Raw genomic sequence first — 19459 nt, 5'->3', positions numbered from 1 at the left:
ATGGCGAGGATGGTGGCGCGCGCAGGCGGCGGGCGGGAGTGACAAGTGTGACGGGATTTCGATGGACTCGCTGATCACCGCCGCGGCGCGGGCGCTCGCCAGGGGCGATCCGCTCGGCGCGCTCGGCCGGATCGCGCTGCGCGAAGATCCACCCGCGCTGGCGTTGCGCGGCATCACCATGGCGCAGCTCGGCGATTTCGATCGCGCCCGGGAACTGCTGCGCCGTGCTGCGCATGGCTTCGGGCCGCGGGAAAGCGTCGCCCAGGCGCGCTGTGTCGTCGCGGAGGCCGAGATCGCGTTCGTCTCGCGCGATCTGGCATGGCCCGATCGGCGGCTGGAGGCCGCGCGGACCACGCTTGAGGCGCATGGCGATCGGGTGAATGCCGCGCATGCCCACTATCTCGAAGCCCGGCGCCTGTTGCTGATTGGGCGCCTCGACGAGGCCGAACGGGCGCTGGCGGCGATCGATCCCGCACGATTGCCACCGGCGTCGCAGGCGGCGCAGGCGTTGGTCGAGGCTGGCATCGCTGCGCGGCGCATCCGAGCCGAGGCCGCGCGCGGGGCGCTTGTCCGCGCGGAGCGGCATGCGCAGGACGCCGGCATCCCGGCGCTGGTCGCCGAGGTCGCGGTCGCCATCCGGGCACTGGAGGGGCCGGCGGCCCGGTTGATCGCGCGCGGCGCCGATCGCATCTTGCGGCTGGACGAGGTTGAGACGCTGCTCGCGGGCGAGGCGCTCGTCGTCGATGCATGCCGCAGCGTCGCGCGGACCGGCGTGGCGACGCTGTCCTTCACGAGCCGGCCGAAGCTGTTTGCGCTGGTGCGGGCGCTGGCCGAGGCCTGGCCGCGCGACGTTTCGCGCGAGACGCTGCTGGCCCGTGCCTTCTCGGCGCGTGAGGCGGACGAGTCGCATCGCGCGCGGCTGCGCGTGGAAATCGGCCGGCTGCGCAAGATGATGCGGCCGCTGGCGGGCATCACCGCGACGGCGCGGGGTTTCCTGCTGATGCCGCGGCGCGGCCGCAAGCCGGTCGTCCTGGCGCCGCCCGTCGAGGGCGATCATCCGGAGGTGCTGGCGTTGCTCGCCGATGGCGAAGCCTGGCCGAGCTCGGCCCTGGCGCTGGCGCTTGGGGTCAGCCAGCGCACCGTGCAGCGCGCGCTGGACGGGCTGGCGGAGGCGGGCAAGGCGGAATCCTTCGGCAGAGGCCGTGCCTGCCGCTGGATCGCGTCCGGCGTATCGGGTTTCCCGACAAGCTTGTTACTCCCGGTGCCGATGCCATCGCGCTAAACCCGGCGCATGAAGCGTGCGTCCGCCGAAATCCTCCGCGAATATGGCCCTTTCGCCGGAGTCGAGGGCGTCCACGGGGTCAGCTTCGATGGCGAACGAGTCTGGTTCGCGGGCGGTGACGGGCTGAATGCGCTGGATCCGGAGAGCGGTGCGCTGGTCGGATCGATCGCGCTGCCGGCGGATGCCGGAACCGCATTTGACGGCCACTATCTCTTCCAGATCGCCGAGGCGCGCATCCAGAAGGTCGATCCCAAGACGGGCGAGGTGGTCGCCACCATTCCGGCGCCGGGCGGCGGCGGCGATTCCGGCCTTGCCTGGGCGGAGGGCACGCTGTGGGTCGGCCAGCATCGCGGCCGCAAGATCCACCAGATCGATCCGGAAACGGGCGCGATCCTGCGAACGATCGAATCCGATCGTTTTGTGACCGGCGTCACCTGGGTGGACGGCGAACTGTGGCACGGCACCTGGGAGGACGAGACGAGCGACGTGCGCCGCATCGATCCGCAATCGGGCGCGGTGCTCGAGCGGCTGGAGATGCCGGCCGGGACCTTCGTCTCCGGGCTGGAGTCGGATGGCGGCGAGCGTTTCTTCTGTGGCGGCGGGGGCAGCGGGAAGGTGCGCGCGATCCGTCGGCCGAAGGGGTGAGGCGCGGAAATCTCAGTTGTTCAGACATTCTAGCCATCCGCAATTGTCCGTGCCCTGGCAGCATTAAACATACGCACGATCATCCCGTCGCCCCCGCCTTCGCGGGGGCAACGGGCAAAGGGTCATCTCGAAACGTACGAATCCGATCCCTCTTGCAGGGAAGGGCGCTTGTGGGATGATCAACCCCCGTCGCGCGGATCCATCAGGATGCGCAGGACGCGTAGCTGCATCGCTTCGAGCGCCTCCTGGCGTTCCTTCTGCGCGTCCGCATCCAACGGTGCCTCGCGTAACGCGTCGAGCGATTGGCCCTTCAGCGTTGCGATCTCGCGTTCCAGCCGATCGATGCGATCGTTGGAGGCGGCGAGCTCGACCAGCAGGGCGAGGGCGATGGAAAGCACCTGCTCGGCCTCGCGATTGTCGAGGCTGTAGGCGCGGGTGCCGCGGCCGCTCTGGATGACCGCGGCGATCGCGTCGATCCTGCTCGTCATGCGGTCGGGGTTCCATCCACCGGCTTGCGCCCGCTGATCACATACCAGCGGTTGATATTGCTGACCGCGGAGACGTTGTGCTCCCTGAGGCCGGTTTCGGCGAAGCCGGCCGCGCGCATATCGGCCACCAGATCCGCTTCGTTATAGACCTGCCAGAAGATCTCGCCGTTGAAGGCGGTATCCCAGTTCTTCTCCACCCTGTGCACCTCGGTCGGCGCGAAGCGGGTATCGACGTCCTGGAAGATGACGAGCCCGCCGGGGCGCACCACGCGCAGCGCCTCCGCCATGGCGCGGCGGCGCTTCTCGGCGCCGATCTCGTGCAGCATGTTGTGCGAGACGATGAGATCGAAGCTCGCCTCCGGAAAGCGCAGGTCGGCCGCGTCCATCTGGTGGAAATGGACGGCAACCCCGAGCGCCTCGGCACGGGCATGGGCGTAGCGCAGCATGCCCGCGCCGATATCGAGCGCATGCACCTCGGCCTCGGGGTAGCGATCGGCATAGGCGCAGGAGGCGGCGCCGGCCGAGCAGCCGAGATCGAGGATGCGGCCCGGCACGAAATCGGGGAATTCCTCGTCGAGCAGGCGGAAGATCACGCCCGCCTTGCTATCGCCCTTGCCCGCGCCCTGGCCGAAGGAGAAGACGTTGCCGCCGGTTTCGTAGAAGGCGCCGGCGACGATATCGTCCGGACCGTCGTCGCGGCCATAGCCGCCGGGCTGGAGATGCACGTCGGTGCCGGCAATCTCGGGGGAGGGATCATAGTCGGGGTCGAGGTGGAGCGAGCCTTTCCGGTCCGGCGCCTCGGCCAGCGCGCGGGCGGCGGCCTGCATGCGATCGCGATCGCGGAAGATCGGTTCGCCCACCGACATCCAGATCATCTCCTGGGCGGAGCGGTTGGCGGCGCTCCACATGCGATAGCCCATCGATTCAAACAGGGCGGCCTGGATATCGTCGGGCGATTGCGGTTGGCGGCTATTGCGCTCGGCGAAGGCGGCGGCGCCTTCCTCATGAAAGCGGCGGACATTCTGGCTGCGCACCCGCGCGTTGAGCAGCTTGCGCAGCGAAACGACGGCGCGCTGCCGGCTCAGCTCCTCCTCGGTCGCCTGCGGGAGCATCGGATGCTGGACGTCGCGAACCCTCATCATTCGGTCTCCTCAATGAACTCGACCAACTCGCCAGCCGGGCCGATCACGGTGCAGGCGCGGCGGCCATCATAGCCTATTCCCTCGCGCGGGACGGGCGGCGTTATCGCCTGGTCCGCGATGCTGTCGAGCGCGGTGGTGGCGATGCTCGCCATCGCGCAGCCCGGCGGCAACTCGCCCGCGGCGCGGGGGCGGGGGGCGGCGAGATAGCCGGGGCCGGACGGGTATTCGTCGAATTCGAACAGATAGCCATGCTCGCGCAGGCCTGCGGTGGTCATGCGGATGACATGGTCATGATCGAGGCCGAGCGCATCCTGGACGAGCTGGATCTTGCTGTCGCGCAGCGGCCGGCGCTTCAGGTCGAACGTGTCGCAATACCAGTTGCGCAGCCGATCGAAATCGCTGCCCGCGACGACGAGGATGAACGGACGGTCGACGAAGGAGCGCGGGCGCGGAAGGATCGAGGTTTCGCGATCTCCGCTCTCCATTGTGAAATAGAGGCATTCGCCGGCCGGCCCCGCCGCCTGCATCGCCACGATCGAGGGCATGAACTGTAGCGGCTTGGGCTCGGCGAGGATGGTGAAGGCCGACTGCTTCAGGCGTGCGTGGACGGCGTGGACGTCGTCGACGATGATCTCGAATGCGGCCCAGCCGAAAGTGGTGAGCGGGCGATAGCCGGGAATGGCGCTGGTCTGCACGGCGCGGACATAATCGTCATGCGCGCCGTCGGTGCTCATCACGATATAGGGGCGGCCCGCTGCGGCCGGCGTACCCCAGCTGGCAGCGAGATCGGCGGCCACCGTGCCCCGCTCGCGCACGCGATAGCCGAGCCATTGGCCATAATGCTCCTCGATCACGCCGATATCGGGGGCACCGATCGTCGCGAAGCGGAAACGGGTAAGGCGGGGATCGCCGTGGGAAGTCCAGTCGTTCATCTGCAATGCCCTGTCATGCAGGCAGATTAGCAGCAATTACCCTTATATCTATATCAAATTGGCAATCTGTGGCAGAAGGCTGCTCATGACCCGTTTCACGGTAAATCCGCGCATTTCGCCGACCTCGCCATCACGGGGCGTCGCGCAACGGGAGTGCGCTCTCGAAATGCGTCATCCCAGCGAAAGCTGGGATCACTCTCCGCCACGAGCCGCGTGCTTTTTGAAAGCGATGCCAGCTTTCGCTGGCATGACGTGGATGTATGCAAGGCCCCGCTCAGGCTTTCGCCGAATGGAGATCGAGCTTGATCTGGTAGCGATCGGGCCGGAACTGGGCGAGCACATGCTGCACCGGCCGCTTGTCGGTATCCATCACGGTGCGGTTGACGCGCAGGATCGGCGAGCCGATGTCGACTTCCAGCAGATGGGCGAGGGTGGCATCGGCCAGCGAGGCGGAAATGGTCTGTGTCGCGGCGCCGATCTTCACGCCGGCCTGTTCCAGCAGGCTGAGCATCGGCGTCGATTTGAGCGAGGTGCGGTTCATCGCCTCGGCGAGATCCGCCGGCACATAGCTGACGAGATAGCTGAGCGGGAGATCGTCGAGCCAGCGGACGCGCGCGACGCGCAGCACCGGCGTGCCGATCGGCAGCTGCAGCGCGTCGGTAATCGGAAGGCGGGCGGGAATGGTTTCGAGCTCCAGCAGCTTCACCTGGGTCTTGCGGCCATAAGTGATCAGCGATTCGATCGCCTGCTCGATACTGCCCTCGATCGGCTTGGCGGGCGTCTGATAGATGACGTGCGTGCCGACGCGGCGCTTGCGGGCGACGAGATTGGTGTCGGCGAGCTCGGCGAGCGCGCGCCGCGCAGTGATGCGCGAGACGCCGAAGCTTTCGGAAAGCTCCTCCTCGGTCGGCATGCGCGAGCCGAAGCCGCGCGCGCCGCTGATGATTTCCTCGCGCAGTTGCATGAAGATCTGATGGTACAGCGGAACCGCCTGCAGCCGATCGACCGGAGCGACGTCGTCGTTACGTTTTGCCAAGACTGTTCCCCACACCAATATCGATACGCAGTGATTAACCCTTAACCACTCCCGAACCCTGAGGAAAAGTGCCAATGAAGACCAAAGCGATACTGGGGCCTGCCGAACTGGACGAAATCATGGCCGCCGCACGCGCCAAGGCGCGGGAGATCGGCGTCGCCGCGACGATCGCAATCGTCGACGATGGCGGTCATGTCTTTCGCGTGGAGCGCGGTGACGGGGCCGGGGTGATGACGCCAACGGTCGCCATGGCGAAGGCGCGCACCGCGGCCCTGATGCGTGCGCCGAGCGGCGCCCTGACCGCGCGCCTCAAGGACGAGCCGGAGCTGCTGCGGCTGACTGACTATCTGCCGATGCCGGGCGGGCTGCCGGTGCGCCACGACGGCGCGTGCATCGGCGGGATTGGCATTTCCGGTGGCTCGGCGGAACAGGATGTGGCGATCGCCGAGGCGGGGCTGGCGGCGCTGGCGTAGATCAAGTCGCCCAGTCCGCCGTCCCGGCGAAAATCGGGATGGCGGACTGGGAAGAGCTATACGAGGAACCGGCCCTCAGTGCATTTCCTCGCCGCCTGAGACGTTCATCGCCTCGCCGGTGATGTAGCGGGCCTGACCAGAGCAGAGGAACGCGCAGGCATTGGCGGTGTCCTCGGGCGTGCCGACGCGGCCGAGCGGGATGCGGCCGCGCATCGCCGCGAGATATTCGTCGATCGTCTGTCCGCGCATCTTCGCCATATATTCGTTTTGCCAGGAACCGAGGCCGGTGGTGACGTGGTTCGGGCAGACCGCGTTCACGGTGATCTGCTGCGGGCCCATCTCGATCGCCACGGAGCGGGTCAGCCCGACGATGCCGTGCTTGGAGGCGATGTAGGAAGAGGTGAGGGCGGAGCCCGACTTGGAGCCGCGGCTGCCGATCGAAACGACGCGGCCGCGCCCCCAATCCGGGATCTCGTCTTGGATCAGCATCTGGCGGATGGCGTGCTTCATCGCGAAGAAGGCGCCGCGCAGATTGACGTTGAGCACCGTGTCCCACTGCTCCTGCGTCTGCTCGACGAAGGGACCGAAGAGATAGCCGACACCGGCATTGTTGATCAGTATGTCGAGCTTGCCGAAACACTGGACGGCATGGCCGATCAGCGCCTCCACCTCGGCTTCGACGCGCATGTCGGCGGTGAAGGTCGCGATGTTCGGGTGGATCGTGCTCAGCTCCTCGGCGATCTGCTCCAGTTCCGAAAGTTGTCCGACGCCATGTTCGGGAGCCATCGCGCCTTTGGTCGCACCGATGTCATGGAGCACGACGTGAACGCCGTCCTCGACCAGCTTGCGGGCGATCGCGGCACCGAGGCCGCCGTGGCGGCCGGCGCCGGTGACGACGGCGACCTTTCCGTCGAGATCGGGATACATGCGCACTCTCCTTCCGAAAATCGTCAAAATTCCATGCCGACGCGATAGCCGTCGGACGTCGCCGCCAGCACGGTGCGCGGCGCCCAGGCATCGCCGATCAGCCGCACGTCGATACCGGCCGCGCGCAGCGGTTCGGCCAATTGGTCGTCGGGGATGCGCGCGGTGGCGTAGGTTAAGAGGGCGACGTCCGTAATGACGGTTTCGCCGCCGCTGAAGACATTGGCGTAGGCGACCTCGCCTTCCTCGAAGCGGGAACTGGCGAGCGGACGCACCGAGGTTACGATCTCGATGCCCTTGCGATAGAGGCGGGCATAGACGCCCTGGCGCGTCACCATCGCCTCGTCGCTGGCGATGCGCTCGCGCTCGGTAAGGATAACGACCCGGTCGAAGCGGGCCCGCAGCAGCTCGGCGGCGGCGTAGGTGAAGGCGCCGTGATCGGCGTCGTGGATCACCGCGGTGCCCTGCTGCCGGCTGGTGCGCCGGGTAAGATCGGCCATCGCCTCGCGCAGATCGGGGAAGAAGCCTTCGCCGCGATAGTCCGCGGGTAGATAGGCCGGCCAGGCGGGCGTCGATCCGGTGGCGAGGACGACATGATCGGGCGCGAGCGCCAGGATTGCGTCCGCGCTCGCGCGCTCGCCCCAGCGGAAGACGGTGCCGGCGCGCTCGGCGGCGAGGCGTTGATAATCGTAGATGCTGCTGAGATTCTCGCCACCCGGCAGCAGCGCGTGGAGACGCGTCTTGCCGCCGGCCTCGTCCGACGCGGAGAAGACCGTCACCCGATGGCCGCGCGCGGCGGCGACCCAGGCGGCCTCCATGCCGGCGATGCCCGCGCCGACCACGACGACATGCTTCGGCTGCGCTGCCGGCTCGGGCCGCCAGTCGGCCTCGTCGGGCGCGCCGACGCGGGGGTTGTTGTCGCAATGGAGGCCGCGGCCGATGTTGATCATGTGCCAGCAGGTGTTGCACGACACGCAATAGCGGATCTGCGCCTCGCGGCCCTGCTTGGCCTTGAGGCCCCAGGCCGGATCGGTGACCAGCGGCCGGCCGAGCATGACGAGATCGGCAAGGCCATCGCGGATGATCCGTTCGCCCTCATTGGGATCGGTGATCAGGCCGAGCGCGCCGAGCGGCACGCCGGGGGCGTGTTTGCCGAGCGTCGCGATGCGGTCCACATAGGGCATACGGGGGCCGTGCAGATCGGGCAGATGCTCGTAGAGCGTGTCGCCATGCGCGCCCCAGCAATAAGTGAGATAGTCGATCGCGCCGGTGGCGTGGACCTGCTCGGTGATCCGCGCAGCCTCGGCGAGGTCGATGCCGCGATCCATGCCGTCTTCCGCGGGCAGCTTGATGCCGATGATGAAGTCGGTGCCGCAGCCGGCCCGCAAGGCGGCGATCAGCTCGATCAGCAAGCGCGTTCGGCCGGCAGTATCGCCGCCATAGCCGTCTTCGCGCACATTGGAACGGGGCGCGAGGAACTGGTGGAAGAGATGGCCATGACCGGCCGATATCTCGACGCCGGCAAAGCCTGCGCGCTGGATGCGCTGCGACGACTGCACGAATTCCTCGATCATCCGCCGGATCGCGTCGATCGAAAGGGCGTGGGGAACCGTCCAGCTCAGATCGTCGGGCAGGGCCGAAGGGCCGAAAGCGCCCGGATTGCGGAAGCCGGAACGGAAGCCGCGGCCATTGTCCTGGATCTGGCCGAGCATCAGGCCGCCCGCGCCGCCGACGGCATCGGCCCAGCGGGCGAGCTCGCCCTCATTGACGTCGCTCAGCACGGCCGGGCGGGTGGGAAGCGTCTGCCAGTGCAGCATCGCCATCGGCTCGGTGACGAGCAGCGAGGCGCCGCCGCGCGCGCGGTTGACATAATAGTCGATCAGCCGGGGGGTGACGCGCCCGCCCACGGCATAATGTGTCGACATGGAGGCATGGACGATCCGATTGCGGAGCGTCCGCCGGCCGATCGTGGTGGGGGAGAAGAGATGCGGGTAGGCGGTCATGCCTCAGTCCGGCGCATGCATCCGCATGACCCGCTGGAAATAGGCGTTGCGCCAGGCAAGGCGCTCGGCCTCCACCGCGGCGTCGGCGCGATAGGCCTCGATATCGGCGCGAGAGATGGCGCCCTTGGTATCGAGAAGGCGTTCGATCGTGTCGGTGCGCTCACGCAGCACGGCGACCTCGGTCATCAGCTCGAGGAAGAAGGTCATCATCTGATCGATGGCGGGATCGTCGAAGAAATGCGGGCGCTGGCCCTTGGCCGTGCGCGGCAGCTTGACCTGATCGGGGGCGGGACGCTCGGCCATCGTCATATCTTCCTGAAACAGAAAAAGGCGGGGAGCATTTCTGCTCCCCGCCGGAGGGGACTTGCAAATCAGAAGTCGTAACGGGCCCGAACCGTCCACCGACCCGGCTCGTTGAGATACGGGAAGATGAGGAAGGAGGCGACGTAGCGCTTGTCGAAGCAGTTGGTGCAGTCCGCCGAGAGCGTCCAGCCCATGACCTTGTTCTTGAGCGAGATGCCCGCGTTGAACAGGCTGTGCGCCTTCTGATAGCCGCGGACGTCGTTCTGGGCGGACGGCCAGCTCGACGAGGTGTAGTTCCAGCTCACCGACGGGATCACGGCATAGTCGCCGAACTCGGCGGTGTAGTTGATGCCCAGCGTCGAGGTGAAGTCGGGTGCGCGGCTCGGTTTTGCGAGCTGCCCCGTCGCCGTCACGATGCCCTGGTTGCAATAAGTAGCCTTGGCGCTCGCGCTACCGGCAGCGATGGCTTGCTGGCAGTTCCGCATTTGATCGACGACAGACTGATTGAGGTTCTTGAAGCGGGCGTGCTGGAGGCCCGACGACCAGAAGATGTTGAGGCCGCGGGTCGGCGCGATCGTCAGCTCGGTTTCGAGGCCGTAGTTACGCAGATCCGCGAAGTTCTGCGTGGTGTAGATGATCTGGCCGGGCACCAGCGGATTGTCCCTGCCCGCTGGCAGCTGGTTGTCCATGTCGTTGAAGTAGAAGCCGGTGAGGTTCAGGCGGACCTTGCGGTCGAACCATTCGGAGCGGAGACCGCCTTCGAACGACCAGATCGTCTCGCGCTTGAACGCGAACATCGAGGCCGCGTTATAGGCACGCGACACCCAACCGCCTGACTTGAAACCCTTGGTCGCCGAGGCGAAGATCGAGACGTCACGATTGATCTTGTAGTCGATCGCGAAACGCGGCGTCCAGACCTTGGCGTTCTGCTTTACTGGATTGCCCTTCGCGATGACGTCGAGTGTATCGAACGGAAGGTTGACGCCGCTCGGCGGTAGCGGGCTGGCATTCGGTGTGAAGTGGATGTCCTTGAACTCACCCGTCCAGCGGATACCGGCGGTGAAGGTCAAGCCGGGAACGATCTTATAGTCGCCTTGAAAGTATCCAGCGATCGCATCGGTGTTGTTGTACATAGTGCGATCCGCTGAGAGCGTACCAACACCGGTTGGGCTGATAAGGACGTTGGCGAAGCTCGTCTTATTGTCTTCGCGAATATAATAGAGACCGCCGACATAGGTGAGCTTGCCATCGAAGGCTGTACCGGTCGCCTTGATCTCCTGGCTGAACTGGCCGCCCCAATATTTATTGGCGAGAACCGAGGTGCTACCCATTACCGGGTTCACAATATCGGCCGGATAATCATATTGGGTCGTCGCGCTGTTGAGGCTCGCCGCGCTGTCGGTCATGTAATAGTTGTAGATGTGGCGGTAGCCGCTGATGATGTTGATCGTCAGATTGTCTTTGGCCTGGATCTGCAGGTTGGACGTGACCGACCAGCTATTCACGGTGTTGCCGAGCTTCAGGTCCGCAAGGCCGGGCGAGAGATAGCTCTTGCCGCCGAACACCTGCGAGACCGTCTGGTCCGTGCGCAGGCGGGTGTAGGTGACACGATCCTTGCTGTCCGGATCGTAGAAGTTCGGGAAGTTGGCGTAGCTCTGATGGTTATAGTCGGCGGTGACGTCCCAGGTCGTGCTGTCCGAGCCGAGGAAGCGTAGGGCGCCGCGGAAACCGTAGCTATGCTCGTAGTTCAGTTTCTCGCCGGTCGTCAGATTGTGCGCGTAGCCGTCATCATGGATATAATAGCCCTGCCACTTGCTCAGCAGCTTGTCCTTGATGATCGGGATATCGACAGCGGCGCGGGCCTGCTTGCGGTCGAAGCGACCATAGCCGACCTCGGCGAAGCCGCCGAAATCGCGTGCCGGCTTCTTCATGATGACGTTGATCGCGCCGCCGGTGGTGTTGCGGCCGAACAGCGTGCCCTGCGGACCGCGCAGCACCTCGATCCGCTCGACGTCGAAAAGCGAGAAGTTGTTGGCGCTCTGGCGGGACATGTAGACGTCGTCGACATAGGTGCCGACCGGCAGGTCGAAGGTCGAGATGGTCTCATTGTTGTTCAGGCCGCGCAGCGAATAGGTGTTCGCCGTGCCGATCGACGTGTTGTTGTGGCCGATCAGGTTGGGCACATAGGCCAGCAGGTCGACGGTTCGCGTGATCTGGCGCGTCTGCAGCTCCTGGCTGGTGAAGGCGCTGACCGCGATCGGAACGTCCTGCAGCTTCTGCTCGCGGCGCTGCGCGGTGACGACGATGTCGCCGATCCCGCCGCCGGTATCCGCCGTATCCTGGGCATAGGCTTGAGTGGCCACCGCCATCGCATAAAGGCTAAGTCCCGCGACCGCCCCCAACCTTATCATGTTCATCCGGATCTTACCTTTCGATCTGGTGTCTCTAAGACACGCTCCCTGACTAGTGTCCTGCCCACTCGGTGCCGCCCCGTGCGTCCGGGCAAAGCCCCGCCCATCTCCGGCGCGCGAGTCGCCGGAGGCCCTGCGAATTCCGATTATTATTTGTTATATGTGTATGACATAAAGCGGGCGCTGTCACGCGCTAATATCGCTGCGGCGATGCCCCGCTGATGCTGTGCTTCCGATGCAACAATCAGCCGGCATAAGCCGGCCGCGCGAGGGCGCGTTCCAACCAGGCCGCGACGTTGGCATGGCCGCCGAGATCGACTTTGCACGGCCGCGCAAGCGCCACGATCGCGGCGACGTTGATGTCGGCCACGGTGAATCCCTCGCCGACCAGCCAGTCCCGCCCGGCGAGAGCGCGATCGAGGATGGCGAGTGGTGCCTGCAAGTCCTGCTCGGCCTTGTCGGCGGCGGCGGTGTCGCGTTCGGCCTCGGGTTTGATCACCCGATCGAAGAGACAGACGGTCAGCAGCCGCTCCAGCTCGTTGAGACCCCAGAGCGTCCACTGCCAGACGAGCGCTTCGCCCTCGATCGTCTCGGGGTAGAGGCGGCCGGTGCCATATTTCTTGGCGAGATAGAGGCTCTGCGCGAAAGATTCGAAGAGGGTGAAGCCATCCTCGATCAACGCCGGAACCTTGCCGTTGGGATTGATCGCCAGATAGGCGGGCTGCTTGGTCTCGCCCGGCGCCGGCTCGATATTCTGAACCTCGAGGCCGAGCTCGCGCGCGACCCAGAGCGGACGACGAGCCCGCGACCCCGGTCGTCCATAGATGGTAAGCGTCATGATATGTCTGCCCTTTCCGGCGGATGTCAGCTGGCTTGCCGGGCCAGGAAGGCGAGGATCGGCGCAGCCCATTCCCGCACGCGTTCGAACACCATGCCGGCGCCGCCGGGATATTCGGCATAGGACCAGCCCGGCCGGCGTTCGACGAGCTGGCGGCCCATCGGGAACAGCCGGTCCTGATGGCTGGAGATCACCAGCGTCGGGCAGGCGATTGCGTCGATATCGGACTCGAGGTCATAAGCAGGTGCGGCGCGGTGACCGTCTTCCTTCCAGGGGCCGTTGGCGAAATAGGCGACGATGCCGACATGGACCGTCTCGTCGCTCCACGCGGGGTCGGCGATCCGCCGCACCACCGCCCAGCGGTCGGTGAAATGGCTGCCGTCAGGCTTGATCTGCTGCACGTCGCTCAGCGTCCCGGAGCGCTCGGCGCGCTGCGCGGCGGTGTAATAGGGCATGTTGTCGGTGACGAGCGCGCGGGCCAGCTCGGGACGAGTGGCCGCGAGGCGCGCGCCGACAAGGCAGCCGCCATGATGGCCGACCAGCGCGGCCGGGCCGAGATCGAGCGCCGCGATCACGGCCGCGACGGTATCGGCATAGAGTTCGATGCTCGCCGCTTCGGCCGGCGGGTCGGACATTCCGTGGCCGGGCAGGTCGGGCGCCACGACGCGGTAGCCCGCGGCGGCCAGCACCGGGATCGCGCGGCGATACTGGATCGATCCCCAGGGGGCCTGATGAATGAGGACGATCGGGATGCCCGCGCCCTGCTCGCGATAATGGACCTGACCGCAAGGGCCATCCACATAGCCGCGGCGTTCGCCGGGCAGCAGGTTGACGGAAGGCAGCATCAACGGGCCGCGATCGGCAGGGTCCGGCCGAGCAGGCGGCCAAAGCTCATCGCAGGCGTCACCATCATGCCGCCGCATGCGGCCTTGCCCATTGTCTGGCCGGAGCCGAGCAGCTCGCCGATTGCATAGAGATTCTCGATCACGCTGCCGTCCTTGCGGATCACGCGCAGGGCGTCGTCGACCGCGAGCCCCACCGCGCCCGAGATGGAGCTGCCCTGCATGCGGATCGCGTAGAAGGGGCCGCTTTCGAGCGCGACCGGGCGATGGATGCGGCCGAAGAAGTCGTTGCCGGTCAGCACGCCGTAATTATAGCCGGCGACCGCACGGGAAAGTCCGTTCGCATCGATACCTGCCCGTTCGGCGAGCGTCGCCAGATCCGGCGCGCTGGAGAAGGCAGGACCATCCTCGGCGAAGGCTTTCACCATGTCTTCGCGCGTCCATCCGACGACGATCGGCGGCGCATGATCGAGCACATATTGGTCGAAGACGATCCAGTAACGACGATCGGGCTGGTCCATCAGTGCCATCTCGCGGGCATCGACGCTGCGAATATCCTCGCGGATGAAACGATTTCCTTCGGCGTTGACGTAGATTTCCCAGGGTTCGCGCCGTTCCGGGAAGGTTTCGACCGGTGCGACGGTACGGGCGGGGAAGATATCGCTATTGTATAGCGTCCCGAAGTTGTTGAAGACATTCTCGAAGCCTCGCAGGTAGCCGCCGACCGACTGGCCCAGCTTGAGCCCGGCGCCGCGCGAGAAGGGATAGGGAGCGGCATTGTAGAGCGGATAGCCGCTGAGTTCGGCGAACAGGGCAGGATCGGCCGCATAGCCGCCACAGCTCAGCACGACGCTGCCACCGGCGAAGCGATGCTCCTGGTTCTCCTGATCACGAGCCACGACGCCGGTGACGCGGCCCTTCTCGTCCGTATCGATCGCGATCACCTCATGCTGGAGCCGCACGTCGATCGCGCCGCGCCGCTCCAGCTCCTCGACGATCGGGACCAGCACGTCCTTCACGCTGATGCCGCCCTTGGCGCCCCAGTAATAACGTTTCTCGAGGTAGGGCTCGTGGCCGTAACCGGCGACGGGATGATCGGGCATCGGCTCGAAACCGCGTTCCATCAGCCAATCGAAGGTGGCGGCGGCGTTGTCCACCGCAAGGCGGGCCAGTTCCGGGTTGATCGTGCCGCGGCTGATCCGCAGCACGTCTTCGAAATGGGCGTCGGCGCTGTCCTCGATCCCCTTTTCGCGCTGCAGCCGGGTGCCGGCTGCGCTCATCTGGCCTGTCGCGACCCAGAGCGTGCCGCCCAGCTGCGCTGCGTGATCGAGCAAGAGCACGCGCCCGCCGCGTTCGGCCGCGAAAATGGCCGCCGGCAATCCCGACGATCCACCGCCGACAACGACCACATCCCACATGTTTGCGACTCCGAAGGATTGTGTTCTAAAATACGGAACGATGTTCTATATCTTGAGGCTAAACTGGGTGCCGACTAGCCGTCAAGGCGGAATGCCCATGCGGCTGCGATTTGCCTGCGGTGCAGCAAAACCGGCTTCGCAGGATGGCCAGGATGCGAGAGCGCGTTGACAGTCCGGATACACGGCGACACACTCAATTATGGAACGATGTTCTATTATTCAGAACGTATGAGGCGCGACATGCGAAGATGGGTCGTCGGAGCATGTCTAGGCGCGGCATTGGTCAATCATATGGTCCTCCCCGCTCTCGCCTTTGCGAACGATGCGGGCGCGTCGCCGCCGGCCCAACGGGCCGCGCGCTGCGCACCGCCCGCCGAGACCGATTCGCATTGGGATGGCCTCAGCGTGCTCAAAGGCGGCAAAGGCTATGCGCCATCGCCGATGGGACAGGTCCATTACCGCATGATGGGGCCGGCGACGGGGCCGGTGCTGCTGCTGCTTCACCAGACGCCCTGGTCGCTGGTCGAGTTCGCGGATATCCAGCCTTGTCTCGCCGCACGCGGCATCCGTACCCTGGCGATCGACACGCCCGGCTACGGCATGTCGGATGCGCCGGACGGAGCGCCGACGATCCAGCAATATGCCGAGAATATCGTGCCGGTGCTGGATTATCTGAAGATTCGCAAGGTCGTCGTCGCTGGCCATCATACCGGTGCGTCGATCGCGGCTGCGCTCGCCGCGCATCATCCCGAGCGGGTGGAGGGCGTGATCCTGCACGGCGCGCCGAATTATAACGAAGCCGAGCGGGCGCAGCGCAAGGCTCTGCCGGAAGCCGACATGACGTTGAAGCCCGACGGCAGCCATCTCAGCGCCTATTATGCCAAGCTGTTCCGCGCGCAGGGCGTCTCTCCGCGCAATCTGGTGACGATCAACTGGTCGACTTTGAACCTGTTCCTGGCCGGTGCCGCGGATGTCGCGCATGCCGCCGTCTTCGACAATGACATGGCATCGGACCTCAAACTCATCGAGGTGCCGGTGCTGGTGCTGTCCGACGGCGCCGACGCGCTCAATCCGATCGACATCCGCACCGGGCAGATGAAGCCCAATTTCCGCTACCGGAAATTCTCGGACGGGTCGGCGCACATGCTGATCGTCGAACCGGCGCGCTGGTCCGACATCGCGGCGGACTTCGTGAGAGAAGCAACGGGAAAGCGCTGATCTGAGGCTCTCTCCCGGAAGCGGGAGAGGATTGAATCGCTTACGCCACCAGGCGGGACTTGCCGGCGCCGATCTGCTGGGGCGAGGCGCCGAGCGCGCGGGAGGCTTCGGCGGCGGCGGCGCGGACCTGTGCGATCAGCGTGGCGCTGTTTTCCTCGGTGTAGCGGATGAGCGGCAGGGTGAGGCCCATCGCGGCGATGATCTGATCGTCCGGCCCCCAGACGGGCGCGGCGACGCCGCCGACGGTAACCTCCCATTCGCCGCGGTTGATCGCGATGCCGGAAGCGCGGACCTCCTCAGTGGCGGCGACGAGTGCGTCGGCGTCGGTGATGGTGTGGGGCGTATAGTAGCGCAGCGGACGCGCCAGCGTTTCCTGCAGCGCGGTCGGATGATAGGCGAGGAAGACCTTGCCGGTGGCCGAGCAATGAGCGGGCGCGCGCTCGCCGATCTCGGAAAAGGCGCGCACCGAATGCACGCCCTCGGCCTTCTCGACATAGATGACGTTGGCGCCTTCGCAAAGCGCGAGATGCACCGTCTCCAGCGTGGCCCGCGCCAGTCGCTCCATGATCGGCCGGATCGTACGGCGCAGATCCAGCCGCTCGATCACCTGAGCGCCCTGCTGCCAGATCTTGAGCGTCGCGGCGTAGCGGCCGTTGCTGGCCGACACATAGCCGAGCGCCACGAACGTCTGCAGATAGCGGTGAATATTGCTCTTCGTCAGGCCTACGAGCCGGGCGAGCTCGGACACGCCGAGCGGCTCCGGAGAGGCCACCAGCGTTTCGAGCACCGACATGCCCTTGACGATCGTCTTGTCCATTCCGTCCCCGATCCGGCCGCCATCCCGTAACAAGCGGAGTGCGGCGTCATTCAATGCTGTGCCGGCACGGCCTGCAGCGCTTCTTCCAGATCTTTCACCGCCGCACGATAATATTTCAATCCGAGTGACACTATCACGATCGAGGGCAAGCCGATCAACAATACGTAACCGCACAGGACGACGTTGATTTTCTTTGGATCGCCGAGCGCGTCGGTGGCCCAGCCGATCAGCGGCGGGCCGATCAGCGGACCGATCAGCGAGATGACGGTGTTGAAGATCGCCATCGACTGGGTGCGGATTTCGCCCGGGGTGATGAGCGCCATCGCGGCCGGGCCGGCAGCGGTCGCCACCGATTTGCCGATGAAAGCGACGAACATCAGCGCGACCGCCAGTTCCGCCGTCGGCATCACCGGATAGAAGGCGCTGAACGGCACGCAGATGATCAGGCCGAGCAGCAGCACGCGCATCGAGCCGTCCGTGCGACCCGCCTCGAAATACCTGGTCGCCCAGACCGCGACGGCAGTGCCGATCGGGCCGGCGGTGAAATAGAAGAGGCCGGTGACGAAACCGGTCTCGGCGACGCTCCAGCCATAGACCCGCGAAAACAGCGGCACGTTCCACAAGGTGAGCGCGCTCAGCGCGAGATTGCTGGTCGAGCCGACGAACAGCGAGCCGAAGCCGCGCCAGCGCTTCCAGATGTAGCGGAAGGCGAGGGTGGCGCTGGTGCCTTTCGAGATGCGCTCCTGCCGTTCGGGTTCGCGCACCGACAGCATCAGGCCGGCGAAGACGAAGCCCGGGATGCCGACCAGCACGAAGGCCGCCTGCCAGGGCGCGAGCGTGCCGAAGATCGGCCAAGACACATGGCCGAGCGTTTCGAGATGGCTGACGATGAAGCCGCCGGCGAGGAAGGCGAGGCCGGCGCCGAGATAGGGGCCCGCCATATAGACGCTGATCGCGCGCGATCGCTCTTTGCGGCTGAAATAGTCGCTGATCATCGAGACCGAGCAGGGGCTCACCACCGCCTCGCCGAGCCCCAGGCCGAGGCGCATCAGGAAGAGCGGCAGAAAGGTGGCGACCAGGCCGCTGCTCGCCGTCATGGTGCACCAGATGACGATGCCTGCGAGCAGCAGATATTTGCGGTTGGTGCGGTCCGCATACCAGCCGAGCGGGATCGCGACGAGTACGTGGAAGGTCGAGAAGGCTGGGCCGAGCAGCAGGCCGATCTGGAAGTCGTTGAGCTCCAGTGCCTTCTTGATCGGCTCGACCAGCAGGCTGAGAATGTAGCGGTCGAAATAGGATAGGATGAATATCAAGAGCAGCAGCAGCACGACATACCAGCGGTAGGCGGCGCTATTCTTTTCCAATATCACGCGTGTCGTCCTTCAGTCGGCCGGGTTGGTCCCGGCCGGCGGCCCCGATTGTCTGTGATGCGCTGCCCCGCGATCGTCGTCAGGCCGGCTTGCGGCTGCCGAATACATACCAGCCGCCCTTGCCGTGGCGCGGCCGGCCCGGCTCGTCCCAGGCGAAAGCGGCGGTGCGATCCGGATAGGCGCCGATATCGGGTAGGATATGCGCGAAGCTTGCAGCCGGATCGAAGCCGGCATCGGCCATCAGCGCGATCGGATCCTGATCGCGGAAGGCGGTGTAGGCCGGCTCGTTGTTGTTGCGCGTGTCCCAATTCCAGAAATAATTTTCCCACGCGTCGACCAGGTCATGCGCGGGCAACTCCTGATGCACCATCAGACCGCCCGGCTTGAGCAGGCGCTGGCATTCGGCGAGCACCTTCTTCGTCGCCCAGACTGGGATCTCATGGAAGAAGAAGCTCGAGACGATCAGGTCGAAATGGCCGTCTGGGAAATCGGTGTGCTCGGCATTCTGCTGGCTGTAGTGGACGGGGACACCGGCATGCTCGGCCACCGCATGGCCGTAGCGCAGCAGCGGCGCGCCGACGTCGATGCCATGCGCCTCGACGCCCGGAAAGGCCTCGACATAGGGGATGAGGTTCTTGCCCGAAGTGGTGCCGATGTCGAGCATGCGCGTGGGCGTGAAATCGGGATAGGCAGCCTTGATCCAGCGGCTGATCACGCGCGCCACGCCGCCCCAGCTGCGATGGCTCTGCTGGGCAGTGAAGACGCGCGAACCTAGGCTGACGACCGCACCCTGCGCCACGTCGTCCTCTGTGAATTCGCTGTGGAAGCAGCCCGGCGTCAGATGGACGTCGAGATTGGTGACATAGGCCGGCACGGCGAGCGCCGGATCGAGGCGCAGCGAGCCGCCGGCAGGATTGCGCTCGGCAGCGTCGCGGGCGACGGCAATCAGATCGGGCAGGGCGCGCTCGACTTCCGGCTGGACCGAAAGGAAGCACATTTCCTGCGCATTGTAGCGCAGCGTGCTGTAGAAGCGGTAGCTGTTCTCCCGCTCCATCGCCTTGTCGATCTCGCGCCATCTGGTGGCGGGGGCGCCCGCCTTGGGGGCGACGCGCTCGCGATAGTCCGCCTCCACGGCAGTGGCGAAATCCTGGATGGCGTGACGGCGCAGCACGCTGCAAAAGCGCTGGCGCGCGATTTCGTCATGCGTCGGCTGGGTCACCGTCTCGATGTCGGCGATCGTCGAATTTGCCAAGTCCATTTGTGCCATCTGGGGCCTCCAGCCTGTCGCGGCGCACAGCGTTCTAAAATATAGAACAC

18 protein-coding genes are annotated in these 19459 nt (G+C 65.7%); 4 read left to right on the top strand and 14 right to left on the bottom strand.

The window, feature by feature from the left end; all coding sequences use genetic code 11:
• Positions 1 to 61 precede the first annotated feature (61 nt).
• The gene (locus GQY20_RS20930; protein WP_157219104.1) at positions 62 to 1282 is read left to right on the top strand and encodes a helix-turn-helix domain-containing protein; all 1221 of its coding nucleotides are present in this window, start codon (positions 62 to 64) and stop codon (positions 1280 to 1282) included.
• A gap of 9 nt (positions 1283 to 1291) precedes the next feature.
• A complete protein-coding gene (locus GQY20_RS20925) occupies positions 1292 to 1927 on the top strand; it encodes a Vgb family protein (RefSeq protein WP_157219103.1) in 636 nt (211 codons plus the stop codon).
• Positions 1928 to 2106: 179 nt separating this feature from the next.
• Here GQY20_RS20925 and GQY20_RS20920 read toward each other — a convergent pair whose 3' ends face one another.
• The 4 genes from GQY20_RS20920 to GQY20_RS20905 form a co-directional block, all read right to left on the bottom strand.
• Positions 2107 to 2415, bottom strand: coding sequence for a hypothetical protein (locus GQY20_RS20920; RefSeq protein WP_157219102.1), 309 nt, complete (start codon positions 2413 to 2415; stop codon positions 2107 to 2109).
• Entirely contained in the window at positions 2412 to 3557 is a 1146-nt protein-coding gene (locus GQY20_RS20915) for a class I SAM-dependent methyltransferase (RefSeq protein ID WP_157219101.1), read from the bottom strand. The genes GQY20_RS20920 and GQY20_RS20915 overlap by 4 nt, the downstream gene beginning before the upstream one ends.
• Entirely contained in the window at positions 3554 to 4489 is a 936-nt protein-coding gene (locus GQY20_RS20910) for a hypothetical protein (protein ID WP_157219100.1), read from the bottom strand. Before GQY20_RS20910 ends, GQY20_RS20915 begins: the two co-directional genes overlap by 4 nt.
• Before the next feature lie 274 nt (positions 4490 to 4763).
• Positions 4764 to 5525, bottom strand: coding sequence for a GntR family transcriptional regulator (locus tag GQY20_RS20905; protein WP_157219099.1), 762 nt, complete (start codon positions 5523 to 5525; stop codon positions 4764 to 4766).
• 74 nt (positions 5526 to 5599) lie between these two features.
• On the opposite strand from GQY20_RS20905, the gene GQY20_RS20900 reads away from it, so the two are divergent.
• Entirely contained in the window at positions 5600 to 5998 is a 399-nt protein-coding gene (locus tag GQY20_RS20900) for a GlcG/HbpS family heme-binding protein (RefSeq protein ID WP_157219098.1), read from the top strand.
• A 75-nt stretch (positions 5999 to 6073) separates the two neighbouring features.
• Here GQY20_RS20900 and GQY20_RS20895 read toward each other — a convergent pair whose 3' ends face one another.
• From GQY20_RS20895 to GQY20_RS20865, 7 genes are all read right to left on the bottom strand, one after another.
• Entirely contained in the window at positions 6074 to 6925 is an 852-nt protein-coding gene (locus GQY20_RS20895; protein WP_157219097.1) for an SDR family NAD(P)-dependent oxidoreductase, read from the bottom strand.
• Positions 6926 to 6948: 23 nt separating this feature from the next.
• The gene (locus GQY20_RS20890) at positions 6949 to 8925 is read right to left on the bottom strand and encodes an oxidoreductase (protein WP_157219096.1); all 1977 of its coding nucleotides are present in this window, start codon (positions 8923 to 8925) and stop codon (positions 6949 to 6951) included.
• A gap of 3 nt (positions 8926 to 8928) precedes the next feature.
• Positions 8929 to 9228 (bottom strand): hypothetical protein, encoded by a 300-nt coding sequence (locus GQY20_RS20885; RefSeq protein WP_157219095.1) that lies wholly within the window; start codon positions 9226 to 9228, stop codon positions 8929 to 8931.
• Positions 9229 to 9296: 68 nt separating this feature from the next.
• Positions 9297 to 11639: a TonB-dependent receptor gene (locus GQY20_RS20880; protein ID WP_198351096.1), complete on the bottom strand. Its 2343-nt coding sequence runs from the start codon at positions 11637 to 11639 to the stop codon at positions 9297 to 9299.
• A 244-nt stretch (positions 11640 to 11883) separates the two neighbouring features.
• Entirely contained in the window at positions 11884 to 12477 is a 594-nt protein-coding gene (locus GQY20_RS20875) for a glutathione S-transferase family protein (protein ID WP_198351095.1), read from the bottom strand.
• A 26-nt stretch (positions 12478 to 12503) separates the two neighbouring features.
• Complete coding sequence (locus GQY20_RS20870; protein WP_157219092.1) at positions 12504 to 13322, bottom strand: alpha/beta fold hydrolase; 819 nt, start codon at positions 13320 to 13322, stop codon at positions 12504 to 12506.
• On the bottom strand, positions 13322 to 14737 hold the full coding sequence (locus GQY20_RS20865) for an FAD-dependent oxidoreductase (RefSeq protein ID WP_157219091.1): 1416 nt from the start codon (positions 14735 to 14737) through the stop codon (positions 13322 to 13324). The genes GQY20_RS20870 and GQY20_RS20865 overlap by 1 nt, the downstream gene beginning before the upstream one ends.
• Before the next feature lie 240 nt (positions 14738 to 14977).
• On the opposite strand from GQY20_RS20865, the gene GQY20_RS20860 reads away from it, so the two are divergent.
• A complete protein-coding gene (locus tag GQY20_RS20860; RefSeq protein ID WP_198351094.1) occupies positions 14978 to 15955 on the top strand; it encodes an alpha/beta fold hydrolase in 978 nt (325 codons plus the stop codon).
• A 40-nt stretch (positions 15956 to 15995) separates the two neighbouring features.
• Here the strand turns inward: GQY20_RS20860 and GQY20_RS20855 are convergent, their stop codons facing one another.
• The 3 genes from GQY20_RS20855 to GQY20_RS20845 all read right to left on the bottom strand — a co-directional run bounded on the left by GQY20_RS20855 (position 15996) and on the right by GQY20_RS20845 (position 19409).
• Positions 15996 to 16772, bottom strand: coding sequence for an IclR family transcriptional regulator (locus tag GQY20_RS20855; protein WP_157219089.1), 777 nt, complete (start codon positions 16770 to 16772; stop codon positions 15996 to 15998).
• Between the two features lie 50 nt (positions 16773 to 16822).
• On the bottom strand, positions 16823 to 18142 hold the full coding sequence (locus GQY20_RS20850; RefSeq protein ID WP_157219088.1) for an MFS transporter: 1320 nt from the start codon (positions 18140 to 18142) through the stop codon (positions 16823 to 16825).
• A 79-nt stretch (positions 18143 to 18221) separates the two neighbouring features.
• A complete protein-coding gene (locus GQY20_RS20845) occupies positions 18222 to 19409 on the bottom strand; it encodes a class I SAM-dependent methyltransferase (RefSeq protein ID WP_157219087.1) in 1188 nt (395 codons plus the stop codon).
• Between the last annotated feature and the right edge of the window lie 50 nt (positions 19410 to 19459).

This window comes from Flavisphingomonas formosensis (assembly GCF_009755815.1).
In the GTDB taxonomy this organism is placed as follows: Bacteria; Pseudomonadota; Alphaproteobacteria; order Sphingomonadales; family Sphingomonadaceae; genus Flavisphingomonas; species Flavisphingomonas formosensis.
This window is presented reverse-complemented; position numbering and strand designations above follow the sequence as displayed.

Excerpts from the sequence above, each read along its gene's own strand:
- GQY20_RS20930 (WP_157219104.1), top strand. The coding sequence starts at position 62 with ATGGACTCGCTGATCACCGCCGCGGCGCGGGCGCTCGCCAGGGGCGAT.
- GQY20_RS20925 (WP_157219103.1), top strand. The coding sequence starts at position 1,292 with ATGAAGCGTGCGTCCGCCGAAATCCTCCGCGAATATGGCCCTTTCGCC.
- GQY20_RS20920 (WP_157219102.1), bottom strand. The coding sequence starts at position 2,415 with ATGACGAGCAGGATCGACGCGATCGCCGCGGTCATCCAGAGCGGCCGC.
- GQY20_RS20915 (WP_157219101.1), bottom strand. The coding sequence starts at position 3,557 with ATGATGAGGGTTCGCGACGTCCAGCATCCGATGCTCCCGCAGGCGACC.
- GQY20_RS20910 (WP_157219100.1), bottom strand. The coding sequence starts at position 4,489 with ATGAACGACTGGACTTCCCACGGCGATCCCCGCCTTACCCGTTTCCGC.
- GQY20_RS20900 (WP_157219098.1), top strand. The coding sequence starts at position 5,600 with ATGAAGACCAAAGCGATACTGGGGCCTGCCGAACTGGACGAAATCATG.
- GQY20_RS20895 (WP_157219097.1), bottom strand. The coding sequence starts at position 6,925 with ATGTATCCCGATCTCGACGGAAAGGTCGCCGTCGTCACCGGCGCCGGC.
- GQY20_RS20890 (WP_157219096.1), bottom strand. The coding sequence starts at position 8,925 with ATGACCGCCTACCCGCATCTCTTCTCCCCCACCACGATCGGCCGGCGG.
- GQY20_RS20885 (WP_157219095.1), bottom strand. The coding sequence starts at position 9,228 with ATGGCCGAGCGTCCCGCCCCCGATCAGGTCAAGCTGCCGCGCACGGCC.
- GQY20_RS20880 (WP_198351096.1), bottom strand. The coding sequence starts at position 11,639 with ATGATAAGGTTGGGGGCGGTCGCGGGACTTAGCCTTTATGCGATGGCG.
- GQY20_RS20875 (WP_198351095.1), bottom strand. The coding sequence starts at position 12,477 with ATGACGCTTACCATCTATGGACGACCGGGGTCGCGGGCTCGTCGTCCG.
- GQY20_RS20870 (WP_157219092.1), bottom strand. The coding sequence starts at position 13,322 with ATGCTGCCTTCCGTCAACCTGCTGCCCGGCGAACGCCGCGGCTATGTG.
- GQY20_RS20865 (WP_157219091.1), bottom strand. The coding sequence starts at position 14,737 with ATGTGGGATGTGGTCGTTGTCGGCGGTGGATCGTCGGGATTGCCGGCG.
- GQY20_RS20860 (WP_198351094.1), top strand. The coding sequence starts at position 14,978 with ATGCGAAGATGGGTCGTCGGAGCATGTCTAGGCGCGGCATTGGTCAAT.
- GQY20_RS20855 (WP_157219089.1), bottom strand. The coding sequence starts at position 16,772 with ATGGACAAGACGATCGTCAAGGGCATGTCGGTGCTCGAAACGCTGGTG.
- GQY20_RS20845 (WP_157219087.1), bottom strand. The coding sequence starts at position 19,409 with ATGGCACAAATGGACTTGGCAAATTCGACGATCGCCGACATCGAGACG.